Source organism: Ralstonia mannitolilytica (assembly GCF_000954135.1).
Taxonomy (GTDB): domain Bacteria; phylum Pseudomonadota; class Gammaproteobacteria; order Burkholderiales; family Burkholderiaceae; genus Ralstonia; species Ralstonia mannitolilytica.
This window is the reverse complement of sequence record NZ_CP010799.1, coordinates 1,896,541-1,914,490: the sequence shown is the minus strand read 5'-3', so window position 1 is coordinate 1,914,490 and position 17,950 is coordinate 1,896,541. Positions and strand designations below refer to the sequence as shown.

Below are 17,950 nucleotides of genomic sequence, written 5' to 3'. Positions count from 1 at the left end.
CTGGGCGCGTCCGCGCCCGAGGTCTTGAGAAGCGAAGCGGAAGGCTAGCACGCACACCTGCCCCTGGCTGTCCGATTGATTTGCCAATCTGAACAAGACCTTACGATTGTCCACAATCAGGCAATGCCCGCCCGTTCCGGGGCGTCACGGCTTGCGTCAGAACACGCGGCCGAGCTGCAGATAGACGTTCCACACACCTTGCGGCGCCACGGCAAAACCGAAGTACAGCGGCCCGATCGGGCTGTTGCCGCCAACGAACAGGCTGCCACTCTTAAGGTAAGCCCCCCGGCCGAAGTTGTTGCGCAGCTGCCAGACGTTGCCGGCCTCGGCACTCGCTCCGAACACCGGCGCCCGCAAGCCGAGCAGATCGTTGATGCGCAGATCGTACAGATACGTCAGCCGGCCGTAGAGCAGGTACTGACCGTTGAACTGATCCTGCGCATAGGCAGAAAGGTGCTGGAAGCCGCCGAGATAGAAGCCTTCGTTGGCACCGCTGCCGCTGTTGCCGCCGTTCTCGCGCGTGGGGCTGTTCGCCCCGAACTGGCCGGCGCCCTCCAGCGCCACGTTGAAGGTATGGCGCCCGTAGCTGGTGGCCCACAAGCCCTTGGCCTGCGCGGTGTTGTACTTCTTGTCCAGCGAGCCGAAGCCGGCTTCCACGCTGCTGTACAGGTAGTAGCCGCTGCGCGGGAACAACGGATCGTCAAGTTGATCGAGCGTGAGCTGGGCGCGGAACGCCGGCTGTTTGGCGCGCACCGTCGGCAAGTCCATCGCACCCATCGGCACACCGGTTTCGTCGGTTTCCAGCAGCAGGTAATTGAACGTCGCGCTCTTGCTCACGTAGTTCACGCCCAGGCGCAGTTCGCCCTTGCGGCCCAGCGGAATGCCGAGGTCGACGCCAGCGCGCGCCGTCTCGATCGTCAGGTTGTTGAACGGCTTGACGTCCTTGGTGGGCGGCAGGTCGTCAAAGTAGATGTCCGAGCGGCGGCGCGAGTATTCGGCGTACGGCGCGATGTAGAAGCCGCGCGCCTGCCACAGCGGCTGCCGCAGCTCCGTGTGGACGCTCGCGCGGTTGCTGCCCAGCACGAGGTCGTTGCGCCATTCCAGCCCGCTCTGCGTGAGCCACGGATACCGATGCCCAAGGTTGACGTTGAACGCGCCGCGGCCATCGAAGTTGGTCGACATGCCGAGCCCGAACAGGAAGAACTGGTTGCCCCACGATTTCTCGTGCGCGTCGATCCGCAGCGTGTGCACGCCGTTCTCTTCCACCAGCCGCTGCGTCACGCTCTCGAAGTCCCCCGTGGTGGACAGCGCCGAGAGGTCGCGGTTGAGCTGTTCGGCGTCGTACGGGTCGCCCTCGTGCACGTTGAGCATCTGCCGCACGCGCGCGGCCGGCACGCGGCCGTTGGTCGTCACCGCAATGGCATCGATGCGCGTGCCGCTCGCCAGCGTGCCGCGCGGAGTGTGCTCGGCCCGGTAGGCGGCATAGGCCTGCGGCGAGAGCGACAGCGCGGCCAGCCGCGCCTGCACGCCCTGCGCGGCCTTCTCGCCCTGCAACACGCCCTGCGGGCCCTTGGCGAAATCGGTGAACGACAGATCGCGCAGCTGCGGCTCGATCAGCACGTCGTCGCCGCGCAGCAACGCCTTCTGTGCGCGCACGTTCTGGCCCACGAGGATGGTGATCATCTGCTGCGTCACGGCCGCTGGCGAGGCGAGGTCTTCCGGCCGCAGCAAGTCCGAGCCGATGTTCACGGCGATGATGATGTCCGCGCCCATGTCGCGCGCCAGCTGCACCGGCAGGTTGCTCACCAGCCCGCCATCCACGAGCGTGCGTCCGTCCACCTCGATCGGCGCGAACAGGCCCGGCACCGCCATGCTGGCGCGCATGGCCAACGGCAGCGAGCCGTGGTCCAGGATCACGGCGTCGCCGGTCGCAAGATCGGTCGCCATGGCCTTGAACGGAATCGGCAGGCGCGCGAAGTCCGTGTTGTCTGGCCACTGCGCCGTCCAGTTCTTGAGCAAGGCAAGCAGCCGGTTGCCCTGCACGAGCCCCGTCGGCAGCTTCAGGCGGCCGTCGCCGTAGCCCGCCGACAAGCCGATCGGATACTGGAAATCGTCTTCCCGCAGCGATTGCGGCAGCTTGGCGCGCTCGTTGCGGTCGAAGGCGATGTCGCTCAAGTCCACCTGCGAGAGCTTCTGCTCGAGTTCATCGGCGCGCAGTCCGCTGGCATACAGCCCGCCTACCACGGCGCCCATGCTGGTGGCGGCAATCACGTCCACGGGGACGTGCATGCGCTCGAGCATCTTCAGCACGCCGATATGCGCGTAGCCGCGTGCGCCGCCACCCGACAGCACCAGCCCGATGCGCGGCCGTGCGGCCTGTGCCCGGCTGCCGGCGGAGTCGGCCGCCTGCGCATGCACCGCCGGCGACAGCGCAATCAGCATCGCCAACATGGCGAGCGCCGCGGCGGCCCGTCGGGACGCGCAGCGGCAAAGCGAAAGAGCCAGGAAAGCCATAGACCGGGTGCGATGTTTTCTTGTTGGGCGACGTTGCAGGCGCAATGATTCCACAACCCGGATTTACCCGGTGCAATCGCGTGCGCCGCGCCACGGCGCCCTCGGGCACCGATGAATACTTTTCAGTATGAAAGTGACAGAATATTGCCCGGACCCGGACACGCTTGTTCCTACAATCCGCGAGTGTCCTTTTCACGGGGCAACAGAAGACGTTCGGTGACCGAAGCACCTTGCTCAAGAAACTGAAACGCCCAGAACCAGGAGGAGATCAAGATGTGGAATCAAGTCTATGACCCGCTCGGTAACGCGGTGTGGTCCACCATCGCCGCCGGGATACCGGTCGCGGTACTGCTGTGCTCGCTGGCATTTTTCCATGTGCAGGCCCATCTGGCCGCGGGGCTCGCGCTCATCGTCGGGGTGGGCATCGCCTCGTTCGTGTTCGGCATGCCGGCTGCCATGGCGGGCAAGGCGGCGGGGCTGGGCATCGTCTCCGGGCTGTTCCCGATCGGCTGGATCGTTCTCAACATCATCTTCCTGCACCGGCTCACGACGCTGAATGGATCGTTCAAGGTCTTGCAGAGCTCCATCTCGGGCATCACCGAAGACCGCCGCCTCCAACTGCTGCTGGTGGCGTTCAGCTTTGGCGCGTTCTTCGAGGGCGCGGCGGGCTTCGGCACGCCGGTGGCCGTGACGGGCGCCATCCTCATCGGCCTGGGTTTTTCGCCGCTGGCCGCATCGGGCCTGGCACTGATCGCCAACACGGCGCCGGTGGCCTACGGCGCGCTGGGCGCACCGCTGATCGGGCTGGCCTCGGTCACGGGGTTGGACCTGCTGCAGCTCTCGGCCATGGTGGGCCGGCAGCTGCCGTTCTTCTCGGTGCTGGTGCCGTTCTGGCTGATCTGGGCGTTTGCGGGCTGGCGCGGCATGCTGCAGATCTGGCCCGCGATTCTGGTGGCGGGCGTGTCGTTCGCCATTCCGCAGTATCTGGTCTCGAACTTCCACGGGCCGTGGCTGGTGGACGTGATAGCGGCGCTGGTGTCGATGGGCTCGCTCACGCTGTTCCTCAAGGTGTGGAAGCCCAAGACGATCTGGACGTCGACCGCCCTGCGCAACCGCGAAGACAACTCCCGCGTCGACCCCGAAGCCGCCGCGGAAGCCCGCGAAGCCACCACCTCCACCGACGGCAAGATCACGCGCGTGCAGGCGTGGCTGCCGTGGGTCATCCTGACCGTGTTCGTCTTCATCTGGGGCGTGCCGCAGTTCAAGGCGTTTGCCGACGGCCTGTGGGCGTTCAAGTTCGCCATCCCGGGCCTCGACAAGATGGTGCTCAAGGGCCCGCCGGTGGTGCCCAAGGTGATTGCCGAGGGCGCGGTGTTCAACTTCAACGTGCTGTCGATGGCGGGCACGGGCATCCTCGTGTCGGCCATCGTGGGCGGCCTGCTGATGGGCTATTCGGTGCCGCGCCTGCTCAAGGAGTACTGGAACACCATCAAGCTCACGCGCTATTCGCTGCTGACCATCTGCGCGATGTTCGGCATCGGTTATCTCACGCGCTATTCGGGTCTGGACGCCACGCTCGGGCTGGCCTTCGCCCACACGGGCGTGCTGTATCCGCTGTTCGGCACGATGCTGGGCTGGCTGGGCGTGGCGCTCACCGGCTCCGATACCGCATCGAACGTGCTGTTCGGCGGCCTGCAGAAGACCACGGCGGAGCAGCTCGGCCTGTCGCCGATCCTCATGTCGGCGGCCAACAGCTCGGGCGGCGTGATGGGCAAGATGATCGACGCGCAGTCCATCGTCGTGGCCTCCACCGCCACCAAGTGGTACGGCCACGAGGGCGACATCCTGCGCTACGTGTTCTTCCACTCGATCGCGCTGGCGTTCCTGGTGGGCCTGCTGATCACGCTGCAAGCCTACGTGGAGCCGTTCACGCGCATGGTCGTGCATTGACTAGGCCCCGCCTCACGGCAAGAGCCCCGCTCCACGCGGGGCTTTTTCTTTGCCTGGAGGCAGGGCTTAGGCCAAGCGGCGCCCCAGCGTTTCCGGCACCATCGCCAGGCCGATCAGCGACACCAGCCCGCAGCCGATGACATAGAGCGCCGGCGCATTCGCGTTGCCCGTCAGGTGGATCAGCTCGGTCGAGAAGAACTGCGCGAAGCCGCCAAAGATGGCGATGGCGACGCAATAGGCGATCGACAGCCCGGTCGCCCGCAAACGCTGCGGCAGCACCTCGCTCACCAGCACCATCGACGCGGGCGAGGTCATCGACATCGGCACCGAGAGGCAGCCGACCACGACCAGCAGCCGCGCAAGCGAGGGCTCGGCGTTGATCAGCGCGAAGGCCGGATAGATCATCGCCAGCAGCGCAACACGCGACCACAACACCACCTTCCGGCGCCCGATACGGTCCGCCAGCCTGCCGGCAGACGGCGACAGCAGCACCTGCACCAGCGCCGCAATGCACGCCGCCCAGATGCCCAGCGACAGCGGCATGTGCAGCACGCTCACGGCGTAGTTGCTGAGGTAGTAGACGATGATGTACGTCGACGAAGCCACGCCGATCATCAGCAGGATGCTGGCCACCAGCGCGCTGCGGTGCTCGCGCAGCAGCGGCAGCATCGCCCCGGTCTCATGCGTGCTCGGCGGTGCGGCCGTTTCTTCCAGCCGGCGGCGGATCACGAGGCCGACCGGAATGACAAGAATGCCGATCAGGAAGGCGAGCCGCCAGCCCCACGACTCCAGCGACGCCGGCGCCAGCACGTTGCTCAGCAGCAGGCCTACCAGCGCGCCGAAGAGCGCCGCCAGGCCCTGGCTGAACGGCTGCCAGCTCGTGTAGAAGCCGCGCGAACGGTCATCCGCGTATTCGAGCAGCAGCGCGGTCGAGGCGCCCATCTCGCCGCCGATCGCAAACCCCTGCACGAGCCGCGCCAGCACGACGAGCACCGGCGCCACGATGCCGATCTGCGCATACGTCGGCGTCACGACAAAGATCAGCGACGACAGGCCCATCAGCCACAGCGTCAGCGCCACGGCGGGCTTGCGGCCGGCGCGGTCCGCATACATGCCGATCAGCAGGCCGCCGAGCGGCCGCATCAGGAAGCCCACGCCAAATGTGGCGAACGACATCAGCAGCTGGCCGGTCGCGTTGCCGACCGGAAAGTACAGCCGGCCGATCAGCGTGGCAAAGAAGCTGTACACCACGAAATCGTAGAACTCGAGCCCATTGCCGATCGTGATGGCGGCAATGGCGCGCGTGCGCGAAAGTGGCCGAGCAAGCGCCGGCGCCCGAACATTGGCGGGGGCGCCGTAGGACGGGGCGGTCGTGTGGTTGGGCATGAGTGGTCTCCGGGCGTGCTTTCTGATGGGGCCGGCCGCGCGCCCCCCGGCCTGGCGGGATGAAAAAGACATCGCGGCACGGCTGTGATGACGGTTGCGTCGACGGGGCCGATTCAGGCGCCGCGCGGCTCTTCGGCGAGGCTGTCCGTTGCGGCCGGCCTCACGCGCACGTACCAGGCCGCAGACATGAGCGCGACCCAGCCGGCGCCGACGTACAGGGCCACGCGGGTGTCTTGCATGTAGCCGAGCACGCCGATCACGAACAGCATGAACGCGATGGCCAGCGCCGGGCCCACCGGCCACAAGGGCACCTTGAACTTGAGCGCGCGCAACTCTTCGGCCGACAGGCGGCGGCGCATGGCCACCTGCGACAGCAGGATCATCAGCCACACCCACACGGTCGCGAACGTGGCGATCGACGCGATGATGACGAAGACGTTCTCGGGAATCAGGTAGTTCAGCACCACGCCGCCCAGCAGCGCGCCCGCCATGGTGAGTACCGTGACCCACGGCACGCCGTGGCGCGACGTCGCCGCAAAGACGCGCGGCGCCTGGCCTTGCTCGGCCATGCCGTACATCATCCGGCCCGCGCCGAAGATGTTGCTGTTGATGGCCGAAATGGCCGCCGAGATGACGATCAGGTTCAGCACCGCCGCCGCAGACTGGATGCCCAGTCCCGAGAAGATCTGCACGAACGGGCTGCCCTGCCCGTCGATGCCGGTCCAGGGGAAGATCGCCATCAGCACGCACATCGTCAGCACGTAGAACAGCAGGATGCGCGCCGGCACGGCGTTGATCGCCTTGGGGATGACCTTGTCGGGGTCCTGCGCCTCGCCGCCGGTAATGCCGATGATCTCCACGCCGCCATAGGCGAACATGACGACGGCGAACGAGGCGATCAGGCCGCCCACGCCGTGCGGCAGGAAGCCGCCGTGCGACCACAGGTGGCTCAGGCCGGGCGCATGGCTGCCGTTCAGTTGCACGCCGAGGAAGAGGATCACGATGCCGCCGGCAATCATCGCGCCGATCGCCACGATCTTGATGAGCGCGAGCCAGAACTCCATCTCACCGAACACCTTCACGTTGCACAGGTTCAGGCCGCAGATGAGCAGGACGATGCCCAGCACCCAGATCCACTGCGGCACCTCCGGAAACCAGAAGCCCATGTAGATGCCGAAGGCGGTCACGTCGGCCAGGCAGACGATGACCATCTCCAGGATGTACGTCCACCCGGTCAGGAAGCCCGCAAGCGGCCCGAGGTTGTCCCGCGCGTAGCGGCCGAACGAGCCTGAGACCGGCTGCCGCACCGCCATTTCGCCCAACGCCCGCATGACCATGTACACGGCCGCGCCGCCAATGATGTACGCGAGGATGACCGCCGGCCCGGCCAGCTGGATGGCCGATGCGGACCCGTAAAACAGGCCCGTACCAATGGCCGAGCCGAGCGCGAGAAAGCGGATATGCCGCGCGCGCAGGTTGCGTTGCAGGTGGTTCAAACTGCCTCCTCTCTGGATGGGAGCCCCCCCGCGGGGCTCGTCGCCGGGGCGTGCGGATCTGCGTCCGGTGATGCCGGGGCGACGTGGGGCGTGAGCTGCGGTACGGCTGCGGGCGGCATGGCCTCCAAGCGATCGATCGCCGTACATACAACACATCGATAACGACAATCTTCTTGTATATACATATCGAGACAAATTAGGGCATTCCCGAAGTTGCGCGAACGGCAGCCCACTTCGGCCCTGCTGTGTGAGGGCCATGCATGCGGAAAAAGCGAAAGGAAATTGCCGCCCGGGAAGCGTCGGCGGCGCGGACGTCAGCCGGCCGTTGTCACACCCAGCCCAGCCCGCCGGCCAAGGCGCCAAGGCCTACCAGAATCAGCGGATGGACGCGGGTGAAGGTGCACGTCAGAACCGTGGCGACCGTCAGGGCGATGGTGCCGAAGCTGTTGTCGGCACCGCGCGCGAGGATCCAGCCGGTGGAGAACAGCAGCCCGATGGTGAGCGGCGCAAGGCCACGGCGCACCAGCGCGATCCAGCGCGCATCGGGGGAGCGGTGCATGACGCGCGCGATCACCGCCGCAATCACGCACGACGGAAGGCAGATGCCCACCAGCGAGGCGATCGCCCCCGCCAACCCCGCCGCCTGCCAGCCGAACAGTTCGACGAACAGCACGTTGGGGCCCGGTGCCGCCTGCGAGATGGCATACATGGCGCTCAACTGCTCGCTGGTCATGTAGTGGCGGGTATCGACCAGAAACCGGTGCATGTCGGGCAGCGTCGAACTGGCCCCGCCGATGGACAGGAACGACAACACCAGGAAGTGCCAGAACAGGTCGAAGGCGGTGGCGAGATGGCTCATCGCATCGCCCTCCACTCGAGCACGAGCGCGAGCGGGATCAGCACCAGCATCACCCACACCAGCGGCCACTGCAGCACGCCGATCGTCAGAAACACCGCCAGGCCGACACCGATGGCGCGCCACGTGCGCGACTGGCCCTGCGCCAGCTTGACGGCCGTGGACAGCACCAGCCCCGCCGCCACGGCCGCCATGCCCTTGAGCAGGTTCTGCACCAGCGACAGCCCGCTGAAATGGTCATACAGCAAGACGATCAGCAACAGCAGTACGGCCGGCGTGAACACCAGCCCGCTCAGGGCCGCCGCCGCACCGCGCACGCCGTGGTAGCGGTAGCCGAGCATCACCGAGAGGTTGACGACATTCGGGCCCGGCAGCACCTGGCCCAGGCTCAGCAACTCGGCGAACTCGGCATTGGAAAGCCAGCGGTTGCGATCGACGATGCCGGCGCGCGCAAACGGCAGCACGCCGCCAAAGCCCGACAGGCCCATGCGCGCAAACTCGGTGAAGAGCTTGCGGCAGGAAGGAGCATTGGCCGCCGGCTCGGCGTGCGGGTCGGTCATCGCGTCAGGCCGCTTCCGGTGCGGGCTTGGGCAGCGAGAGCTTCGGATCGCGCAGCTTCGGCTCGAGCACCTTGCCTTTGCGTGCACGCTTGCCGGCGTACGGCTCCTGGGCGCGCGTGGTCATCGTCGTTTCGCTGACCTTGCCGCCCCGCGGGCCGGCGCCCGTCAGCACGAACCCGGCTGGGCCGAAGGCGAGCGCCTGTGCGAGCGTTTCGTTCTTCTCGAGCTCCATCAGGATCACGCCGCGGCCGCCGCTGGAGAGCGTCTTCAGTTCGGCAATCGGGAACAGCAGCAGGCGCCCGTTCGCCGACAGGCACGCCACGCCGTACGCGTCTGCGGGCACCGGCGCCGGCTTGTTCGGCTGGTCGCCTTCGTCCAGCGTCAGGAACGCCTTGCCGGCCTTCTGACGGCCGACCATGTCGCCCACCTTGGCCATGAAGCCGTTGCCGCCGCGCGTGGAGATCAACACGTTCTGCTCGACGTTGCCGGCGAAGGTGTGGGCGATGTGCGTGCCTGGCGCGAGCTCGATCAGCGTGGTCAGCGGCACGCCATCGCCACGGCCGCCGGGCAGGTTCGCCACGGCCACGGAGTAGACGCGGCCGGTGCCCTTGTCGTCGCGCGTGCCGAAGATGAGCAGCGCATCGGTGGTTCGGCACTCGAAGGTGTCGTACAGCGCATCGCCCGCCTTGAAGCCGAACTGCGTGGCGTCGTGGCCATGGCCCTGGCGCGTGCGCACCCAGCCCTTCTGCGAGACGATGACCGTGACGGGTTCGTCGATCACCTTCACTTCGGCGGCGGCGCGGCGCTCCTCCTGGATGAGTGTGCGGCGGTCGTCGCCGTATTGCTTGGCGTCGGTCTCGATCTCTTTGATGATGCGACGGCGCATCATGGTTTCGGACTTCAGCAGCACGTCGAGGTCGGCCTGTTCTTCGCGCAGGCTCTTCAGCTCCTGCTCGATCTTGATGGCTTCCAGGCGCGCGAGCTGGCGCAGGCGGATTTCCAGGATGTCCTCGGCCTGACGCTCGGTCAGGTTGAAGGCCTGGATGAGCGCAGCCTTGGGCTCGTCGCTCTCGCGGATGATGCGGATGACCTCCTCGATGCGCAGCAGCACCATCTGCCGGCCTTCCAGGATGTGGATGCGGTCTTCCACCTTGCCCAGGCGATGGCGCGTGCGGCGCGTGACCGTGGCGAAGCGGTAGCTGATCCACTCGCGCAGGATCTCGGCCAGGCCCTTCTGGCGCGGCCGGCCGTCCATGCCGATCATCACCAGGTTGATGGCCGCCCCCGACTCCAGCGACGTGTGCGCCAGCAGCGCGTTGGCAAACTCCTGCTGGTCGATGTTCTTGCTCTTGGGCTCGAACACGAGGCGCACCGGCGCATCCTTGCCCGACTCGTCGCGCACCGCATCGAGCAGGCCGAGCATCGTCTGCTTCATCTGCAACTGGTCCGGCGACAGCGACTTCTTGCCCGCGCGCACCTTCGGGTTGGTCAGCTCTTCAATCTCTTCAAGCACCTTCTGCGACGAGGTGTTCGGCGGCAGCTCCGTCACCACGAGCTGCCACTGGCCGCGCGCGAGGTCTTCGATCTTCCAGCGCGCGCGCACCTTGAGGCTGCCGCGCCCGGTCTCGTACACCTGTGCAATATCCGTCGCCGACGAGATGATCTGCCCGCCGCCCGGAAAGTCCGGGCCCGGCATGTACTGCATCAGGTCGGTGCTGGTGAGCTTGTCGTCGCGGATCAGCGCCACGGCAGCATTGGCGACTTCGCGCAGGTTGTGCGACGGAATCTCGGTGGCCATCCCCACCGCAATGCCCGATGCACCGTTGAGCAGCACGAACGGCAGGCGCGCCGGCAGCAACTTCGGCTCTTCCATCGAGCCGTCGTAGTTCGGCACGAAGTCGACCGTGCCCTGGTCGAGCTCCTCGAGCAGCAGGCGCGAGATGGGCGTGAGGCGTGCTTCTGTGTAGCGCATCGCCGCCGCGCCATCGCCATCGCGCGAGCCGAAGTTGCCCTGGCCGTCGATCAGCGGATAGCGCAGCGAGAAATCCTGCGCCAGGCGCACCAGCGCGTCGTAGGCCGACTGATCGCCGTGCGGGTGGTATTTACCGAGCACGTCACCGACCACGCGCGCGGATTTGACGGGCTTCGCGTCGGCGCGCAGACCCATCTCGTGCATCGCAAACAGGATGCGGCGCTGCACCGGCTTCTGGCCGTCGGCCACCTCGGGCAGCGCGCGGCCCTTGACCACGCTGATGGCGTAGTCGAGGTAGGCGCGCTCGGCATAGGCGCCAAGGGTGAGCGCTTCGGCCGGCTCGCTGGGGTCGAAGAGGATGTCTTGTTGTTCCATGGAGGCTCAAGCGAAAGCGGCGCGCTTCAACGTGGCGGCGCCGCCAGGATCAATGTTGGGGAATGTTCTTGGCCACGCCGGTGGCCGGGTCGAGTACGAGTTCGATGCGCGCCGGGCGCCCCGTCCGGCCGGGCTTGCGCGTGGCCATGACGCCGTCGGCGCTCGCGTTCATCATCCCGGGCGCGGCGCCCACCGGGTTGTAGTAACGATAGAACTGCAGCACCGTCTTCACGTAGTTCTGCGTCTCGGCGTACGGCGGGATGTCGTTGCCATGCTTCTGCACCGCGCCCTCGCCGGCGTTGTAGGCAGCGAGCACGAGTTCGAGGTTGCCCGAGAACATGCGCAGCAGGTCGCTCAGGTAGCGCACGCCGGTGGTGATGTTGGTCTTGGGGTCGGCCAGCTTCTGTGCGGCGCTGCGGCGCGCGTCGCTCGTCACGCCGTAGCGTGCGCCGGTGTCCGGGATCACCTGCATCAGGCCGATCGCGCCCTTGGGCGACATGGCCTGCGGGTTGAAGCCGGATTCGGCGGCAATCACGGCCTTCACCAGGGCGGGATCGACGCCGTGCCTGCTTGCGGCTTGGCGAATCAGCGGCTCGACCGTCGGCACGTTGGGGTGCTGCAGCACGGCGCGCACGAGGCGCTGCCGCATGCCGGTGCCGTTGTCGAGCGCATCGCGCTTGCTGGCGTTGAGGTAGGCGTCGGCATCAGGCAGTTCCGTGGCGGGCAGCGCGATGGCGGTGTCGGCCTTGTCGCCGGCCTTGTCAGCATTGCCGCCCACGGCGGCGCCCTTCATGAACAGCACGTAGCGGTCGTCCAGCCGCTCGGACGCGAAATGCGCAAGACCGTTTTCGTCGATGTAGCCGTAGACGTCTGCGCGCGCCGGCTGGCCGGCCAGCAGGGCCAGCGCCGTGAGCACATAAGCGAAACGTCGGAACAGCATCATCGTTGTCGGTTGGCTATCAGATATCGGCTTCGACCTCGTTGCCGCGTGCCTCGAGCCATGTGCGGCGCGCGCCGGCTTCACCCTTGCCCATGAGCATGTTCATCACGCCCACGGTCTGCTCCATGCCCAGGTCGCCCAGCGACACGGGCAGCAGGCGGCGCGTATCGGGGTTCATGGTCGTTTCCCAGAGCTGCTCGGCGCTCATCTCGCCCAGGCCCTTGAAGCGGGAGATCTGCCAGGCGCCTTCCTTGACGCCATCCTTGCGCAGCTTGTCTTCAATGGCTTCGAGCTCGCCGTCGTCCAGCGCGTAGAGCTTCTGCGCGGGCTTCTTGCCGCGCGCCGGGGCATCGACACGATACAGCGGCGGACGGGCCACGCACACGTGCCCGCGATCGATCAATTGCGGGAAGTGCTTGAAGAACAACGTGAGCAGCAGCACCTGGATGTGCGCGCCGTCCACGTCCGCGTCGGACAGGATGCAGATCTTGCCGTAGCGCAGGCCCGACAGGTCGACCGCCTCGTTCGGACCGTGCGGGTCCACGCCGATGGCGACTGCAATGTCGTGCACTTCATTGTTGGCGAACAGGCGGTCGCGCTCGGTCTCCCAGGTGTTCAGCACCTTGCCGCGCAACGGCAGGATGGCCTGGAATTCCTTGTCGCGGCCCATCTTGGCCGACCCGCCGGCCGAGTCGCCTTCCACCAGGAAGAGCTCGTTGCGGGTGACGTCGTCCGATTCGCAATCGGTCAGCTTGCCGGGCAGCACGGCCACGCCGGAGCCCTTCTTCTTCTCGACCTTCTGCGCCGCGCGCGTGCGCGCTTGCGCCTGCTTGATGACGAGTTCGGCCAGCTTCTTGCCGTGTTCGACATGCTGGTTCAGCCACAGCTCCAGCGCCGGACGGCTGAAGGTCGACACGAGCCGCACCGCATCGCGGCTGTTCAGGCGCTCCTTGATCTGGCCCTGGAACTGCGGGTCGAGCACCTTGGCCGAGAGCACGAACGAGGCACGCGCAAACACGTCTTCGGGCATCAGCTTGACACCCTTGGGCAGCAACGCATGCATCTCGACGAAGCTCTTCACGGCCTGGAACAGGCCTTCGCGCAGGCCGGATTCGTGCGTGCCGCCGGCGGGCGTCGGGATCAGGTTGACGTAAGACTCGCGCACGGGCGAGCCCTCTTCCGTCCAGGCCACCACCCACGACGCGCCTTCTCCGTAGGCGAAACCCTCTTCGCCGGGCTTGTCGGGGTCGGCAAAATGTTCGCCCTCGAACAGCGGGATGACGGGCTCGGCACCGCTGCCCTGTGCGAGCGATTCGACGAGGTAGCCGCGCAGGCCCTGGTCGTATTGCCATTCGAGCGTCTCGCCGGATTTTTCCAGCGTGAGCGTGACCTTCACGCCCGGCAGCAGCACGGCCTTGCTGCGCAGCAGGCGCTGCAGCTCGGCCTGCGGGATGTTCTCGGAATCGAAGTACTTGGCGTCGGGCCACACGCGCACCCGGGTGCCGCTCTTCTTCTCGCCGCGCTCGGCTTTGCGGGTCGTCAGCTTCTCGATAACGTCACCGCCCGAGAACGCAAGCGTCGACACATTGCCGTCGCGCCACACCGTCACTTCGAGCCGCGTCGACAGGGCGTTCGTCACCGACACGCCCACGCCATGCAGGCCCCCGGAGAACGCGTACGCGCCGCCACGGCCCTTGTCGAACTTGCCGCCCGCGTGCAGCCGCGTGTAGACGATCTCGACCACCGGCACGCCCTCTTCCGGGTGGATGCCGACGGGAATGCCGCGCGCCTCGTCTTCCACCGTCACGCTGCCGTCCTTGTGCAGCGTCACGGCGATCAGCTTGCCGTAGCCGCCCAACGCCTCGTCGGCGGCGTTGTCGATCACTTCCTGCACGATGTGCAGCGGGTTGTCGGTGCGTGTGTACATGCCCGGCCGTTGCTTGACCGGTTCCAGGCCCTTGAGGACCTTGATCGACGATTCGCTGTATTGGGAGGTTTTGCTCATGGAAGGCGGAAAGACAGGCAGGCTCAGGGTTGCCCCGAGCACCGGAATGCAGCGCGCATTGTAAAGGAAGCTGTCTTTGACAATGCGGAGGGATGGTCAGCGCCCAAATGCGACCCCGAGCCGACATTGGGCCGACATCCCGCTGACATCCAGGCGGTTTACACGTTGCCGGCGCGCTTGCCTTCGAGAGCTTCCCAGCGCTCCAGCGCCTCCAGCAGTTCCAGCTCGATGGCTTCGTGGCGTTCGGCCAGCTTCTGTGCGCGTTCCGGGTCGCGGGCGTAGATCGTGCCGTCCTCGAGTTCGGCGCCGACCTGCTTCTGCTCGGCTTCCAACGACTCGATCCGTGCCGGCAGCGCATCCAGCTCGCGCTGCTCCTTGTAACTGAGCTTGACGGTGGCGCGCTCGCGCGGCTTGGCGGCCTCGGGCTTCTTCTCCTCGGCGACGGGCCTGGCGGCCTGCACGATCTGCGCCGAACGCGCCGACTGCGTCTGCCAATCCGAGAACCCGCCCACGTATTCGCGCCAGCGGCCTTCGCCCTCCGCCGCAATCACCGACGTGACGACGTTGTCGACGAACGCGCGGTCGTGCGAAACCAGAAACACCGTCCCGCTGTATTCCTGCAGCAGTTCTTCGAGCAGTTCGAGCGTGTCGATGTCCAGATCGTTGGTCGGCTCGTCCAGCACGAGCACGTTGGCCGGCCGCGCAAACAAGCGCGCGAGCAGCAGCCGGTTGCGTTCACCGCCCGACAGCGATGCCACCGGCGAGCGCGCCCGTTCCGGCGGAAACAGGAAGTCGCCCAGGTAGCTCATCACGTGCTTGCGCTGGCCGTTGACTTCGATCCAGTCGCTGCCTGGGCTGATGGTGTCGGCCAGCGAACGGTCGAGATCGAGCTGCGCGCGCATCTGGTCGAAATACGCCACCTGCAGGTTGGTGCCGTTGCGCACCGTGCCGGAGTCGGGCGGCAATTCGCCGAGGATCAGCTTGAGCAAGGTCGTCTTGCCGACGCCGTTGGCGCCCAGGATGCCCACCTTGTCGCCGCGCAGGATGGTGGCGGAGAAATCGTCGACGACGGTCTTGTCGCCGTAGCGCTTGGTCACGTCGATCAGCTCGGCGACGATCTTGCCGGAGCGATCCCCCTGCGAGACCTCGAGCTTGACGTTGCCCTGCACCTCCCGGCGCGCGGCGCGCTCGACGCGCATCTGCTCCAGGCGTGCCACGCGGCCAACGCTGCGCGTGCGCCGCGCTTCCACACCCTTGCGGATCCACACCTCTTCCTGCGCGAGCAGCTTGTCGAAGCGGGCATTTTCGAGCGCCTCGGCTTCGAGCTGCTGCGCCTTGCGCGTCTGGTACGCCGTGAAGTTGCCTGGATACGAGCGCAGCTTGCCGCGATCGAGCTCGATGATGCGCGTGGCAACGCGGTCGAGGAACGCGCGATCGTGCGTGATGAACAGCACGCTGCCGCGAAACGCGAGCAGCAGGTCTTCGAGCCAGCGGATGGACTCGTAGTCGAGGTGGTTGGTCGGCTCGTCCAGCAACAGGATGTCGGGCGCGCCCACCAGCGCCTGCGCCAGCGCGACGCGCTTGGTCAACCCGCCCGACAGCGAGCCGATGCGTGCGCCAGGCTGCAGGCCGAGTTGCGCGATGGTGGTTTCGACCCGCGTACGCAGTTGCCACGCGTCGGCGGCTTCGAGTTGCGCGTGCAGGGCATGCAGCGTGTGCAGCGCGGCTTCGTCGTGCGAATCGCCCATCGACGTGATGAGGGCTTCGTATTCCGCCAGCAGGCCCGCCGCATGCGGCACACCCATCGCGACGGCTTCGGCCACGGTCTGGTCCGGATCGAACACGGGCTCCTGGGGCACGTAGGCCGAGGTCACGCCGCTCTGGCGGGCGATCAGGCCGTCGTCGGGCGCGGTCGTGCCGGCCACGATCTTGAGCAGCGACGATTTGCCCGTACCGTTGCGGCCGATCAGGCCAACACGCTCGCCAGCTTCCAGCGAGAAATCGGTGTGATCGAGCAGCGCCACGTGGCCGAACGCCAGTTGCGCATCGGTAATGGAAAACAGGGCCATGCCGGATAGAAGAAAGATGCGGGCCGTGTGCGGCCAGAAGGCGCGTATTGTAGTCGCCCCGCCCGGTATTGGGCCGGTGGCGCATTGCGCTCGGACATCGCGGTGCTATAACGCTTGTGCCGCCGGGCGCGCTTTGCCGCTCCGGCCGAGGCCACCCACTCGTCATCCAAGGAAACACGATGCGCGGACTATTCGGCTTGTTGATCGCCCTGATCATCGTAGGCATTCCGGTGCGGCAGATCCTGTTGCGGACCGGCTTTTCACAATGGTGGGCGCTGCTGGTGCTGGTTCCGGTGGCCAACCTGGTCGGCCTGTGGATCTTCGCGTTCTCCAAATGGCCGCGGCAGTCTGCGCAGCCGAACGACGTGCTGCCCCACCAGGGCTGAATCCGGGATACCAAAGAAAACGGCCCGCTTTCGGCGGGCCGGAAGAGTCTCTCCTCGATGCCTTGCGAACAAGACATGGGCGGAGCATAGCGCCCCTTCTCCATCTCGGGCAGTCAGGACAAACCCGGTAAGGACAAACGCGTAACGCCAAGGCCGGCGCGGCTTCGCACCGCAACAACGCATGCTGCGTCAACGATGGGCAGCATGCACCGCAGGGCTCGCCTGCGCAGCGGGTCGATGGTGCAACCCATCCCGATACGCACATCGGGTGTGCGTCGCGCACCACTGGAATGCACATCCGCGCCGCGGCATCTCAGCGCAAACGATCCGCACCTGCTGCCTGCTTACAACACCCCGGCCAGGCCCGGCCTCCACATGGCCCCATCGCACCGTATCATGCGGCAGGCCCTTCCGGTCACGAGCCGGACATAACGATAAGGCGGGCCGCGATTTTTCTCCGGGGGATACAACCATGCTGTTCTTCAAGCGCACGCTGCCCGCCGCAGCGCTGCTCTCTGCCGTGCTGTCCACGCTGGTGCCGGGCACTGCCCTGGCCTCTTCCACACCGGTGCTGGACCGCATCCGCGATACGGGCACCGTGCGTGTCGCATATCGCGAAAGCTCCGTGCCGTTCTCGTTCTACGACGCCGACAGGAAACCCGTCGGCTACGCGATGGACCTCTGCCTGCGCGTGATCGACAAACTGCGCGCCGACCTCAAGCGGCCCGACCTGAAAGTCCAGTACGTGATGGTCACCTCGTCCAACCGCATTCCGACGATCACCGAAGGCAGGGCCGACCTCGAGTGCGGCTCGACGACGAACAACCGCGAACGCCGCGAAAAGGTGGCCTTCACCATCCCGCACTACATCGCCGGTATCCGCATGATCGTCAAGACGTCATCGGGCATCCGCAAGTGGGAGGACCTGCGCGACAAGACCATCGTCACCACCAAGGGCACCACCAGCGTGGCCGAGCTGCGCAAAATGAACGACGTGCGCGTGCTGAACATGAAGTTCATCGAGGCGAAGGATCACGCCGAATCGTTCGCGATGGTCGAGGCCGGCAAGGCCGATGCCTTCCCGATGGACGACGTGCTGCTCTACGGCTTTCGCGCCAACGCCAAGAACCCCGGCGACTACGCCGTGGTGGGCGACATGCTGACGGTCGAGCCCTACGCGATCATGCTGAGCAAGGACGACGCCGAGTTCAAGCGCCTCGTCGATCGCGCGATGACCAACATCATCCTCGACTACGAAGCCGAGAAGCTCTACAAGAAGTGGTTCCAGCAACCGATTCCGCCGCATGGCGCGAAGCTGGACATCCCGATGAGCTTCCTGCTGCGCGATTCGTTCAAGTACCCGAGCGACAAGGTCGCCGACTGATCGAGAACGTCCGAAGCTCCACGCCGCCGTCTTGAACGGCGGCGTTTTTGTTTGCGG

12 protein-coding genes are annotated in these 17,950 nt (G+C 66.4%); 3 read left to right on the top strand and 9 right to left on the bottom strand.

Going from position 1 to position 17,950, the window contains the following annotated elements; translation table 11 throughout:
- Window positions 1-156: 156 nt before the first annotated feature.
- Complete coding sequence (locus TK49_RS09110; protein WP_045786390.1) at window positions 157-2,514, bottom strand: patatin-like phospholipase family protein; 2,358 nt, start codon at window positions 2,512-2,514, stop codon at window positions 157-159.
- Between the two features lie 273 nt (window positions 2,515-2,787).
- Between TK49_RS09110 and TK49_RS09105 the strand changes: the two genes are divergently transcribed.
- Entirely contained in the window at window positions 2,788-4,464 is a 1,677-nt protein-coding gene (locus TK49_RS09105) for an L-lactate permease (protein ID WP_045786389.1), read from the top strand.
- A 66-nt stretch (window positions 4,465-4,530) separates the two neighbouring features.
- On the opposite strand, the gene TK49_RS09100 is transcribed toward TK49_RS09105, so the two are convergent.
- From TK49_RS09100 to TK49_RS09065, 8 genes are all read right to left on the bottom strand, one after another.
- Window positions 4,531-5,850 carry an MFS transporter gene (locus TK49_RS09100; RefSeq protein WP_045786388.1) on the bottom strand — a complete coding sequence of 440 codons (1,320 nt, stop codon included), beginning with the start codon at window positions 5,848-5,850 and terminating at the stop codon, window positions 4,531-4,533.
- A gap of 113 nt (window positions 5,851-5,963) precedes the next feature.
- Window positions 5,964-7,346, bottom strand: a complete 1,383-nt coding sequence (locus TK49_RS09095; RefSeq protein ID WP_045786387.1) for an amino acid permease — start codon at window positions 7,344-7,346, stop codon at window positions 5,964-5,966.
- 328 nt (window positions 7,347-7,674) lie between these two features.
- Complete coding sequence (locus TK49_RS09090; protein ID WP_045786386.1) at window positions 7,675-8,205, bottom strand: chromate transporter; 531 nt, start codon at window positions 8,203-8,205, stop codon at window positions 7,675-7,677.
- On the bottom strand, window positions 8,202-8,762 hold the full coding sequence (locus TK49_RS09085) for a chromate transporter (RefSeq protein ID WP_045786385.1): 561 nt from the start codon (window positions 8,760-8,762) through the stop codon (window positions 8,202-8,204). Before TK49_RS09085 ends, TK49_RS09090 begins: the two co-directional genes overlap by 4 nt.
- A gap of 4 nt (window positions 8,763-8,766) precedes the next feature.
- On the bottom strand, window positions 8,767-11,109 hold the full coding sequence (gene parC / locus TK49_RS09080; RefSeq protein ID WP_045786384.1) for a DNA topoisomerase IV subunit A: 2,343 nt from the start codon (window positions 11,107-11,109) through the stop codon (window positions 8,767-8,769).
- Window positions 11,110-11,158: 49 nt separating this feature from the next.
- A complete protein-coding gene (locus tag TK49_RS09075) occupies window positions 11,159-12,052 on the bottom strand; it encodes a lytic transglycosylase domain-containing protein (RefSeq protein WP_045786383.1) in 894 nt (297 codons plus the stop codon).
- A gap of 16 nt (window positions 12,053-12,068) precedes the next feature.
- Window positions 12,069-14,054 carry a DNA topoisomerase IV subunit B gene (locus tag TK49_RS09070; protein ID WP_045786382.1) on the bottom strand — a complete coding sequence of 662 codons (1,986 nt, stop codon included), beginning with the start codon at window positions 14,052-14,054 and terminating at the stop codon, window positions 12,069-12,071.
- A gap of 158 nt (window positions 14,055-14,212) precedes the next feature.
- Complete coding sequence (locus TK49_RS09065; protein ID WP_045786381.1) at window positions 14,213-16,123, bottom strand: ATP-binding cassette domain-containing protein; 1,911 nt, start codon at window positions 16,121-16,123, stop codon at window positions 14,213-14,215.
- Window positions 16,124-16,302: 179 nt separating this feature from the next.
- Here TK49_RS09065 and TK49_RS09060 point away from each other — a divergent pair, with 179 nt between their 5' ends.
- Both TK49_RS09060 and TK49_RS09055 read left to right on the top strand, forming a co-directional pair.
- A complete protein-coding gene (locus tag TK49_RS09060) occupies window positions 16,303-16,509 on the top strand; it encodes a hypothetical protein (RefSeq protein ID WP_045786380.1) in 207 nt (68 codons plus the stop codon).
- 472 nt (window positions 16,510-16,981) lie between these two features.
- Window positions 16,982-17,893 carry an amino acid ABC transporter substrate-binding protein gene (locus TK49_RS09055; protein WP_045786379.1) on the top strand — a complete coding sequence of 304 codons (912 nt, stop codon included), beginning with the start codon at window positions 16,982-16,984 and terminating at the stop codon, window positions 17,891-17,893.
- The last annotated feature ends 57 nt before the right edge of the window (window positions 17,894-17,950 follow it).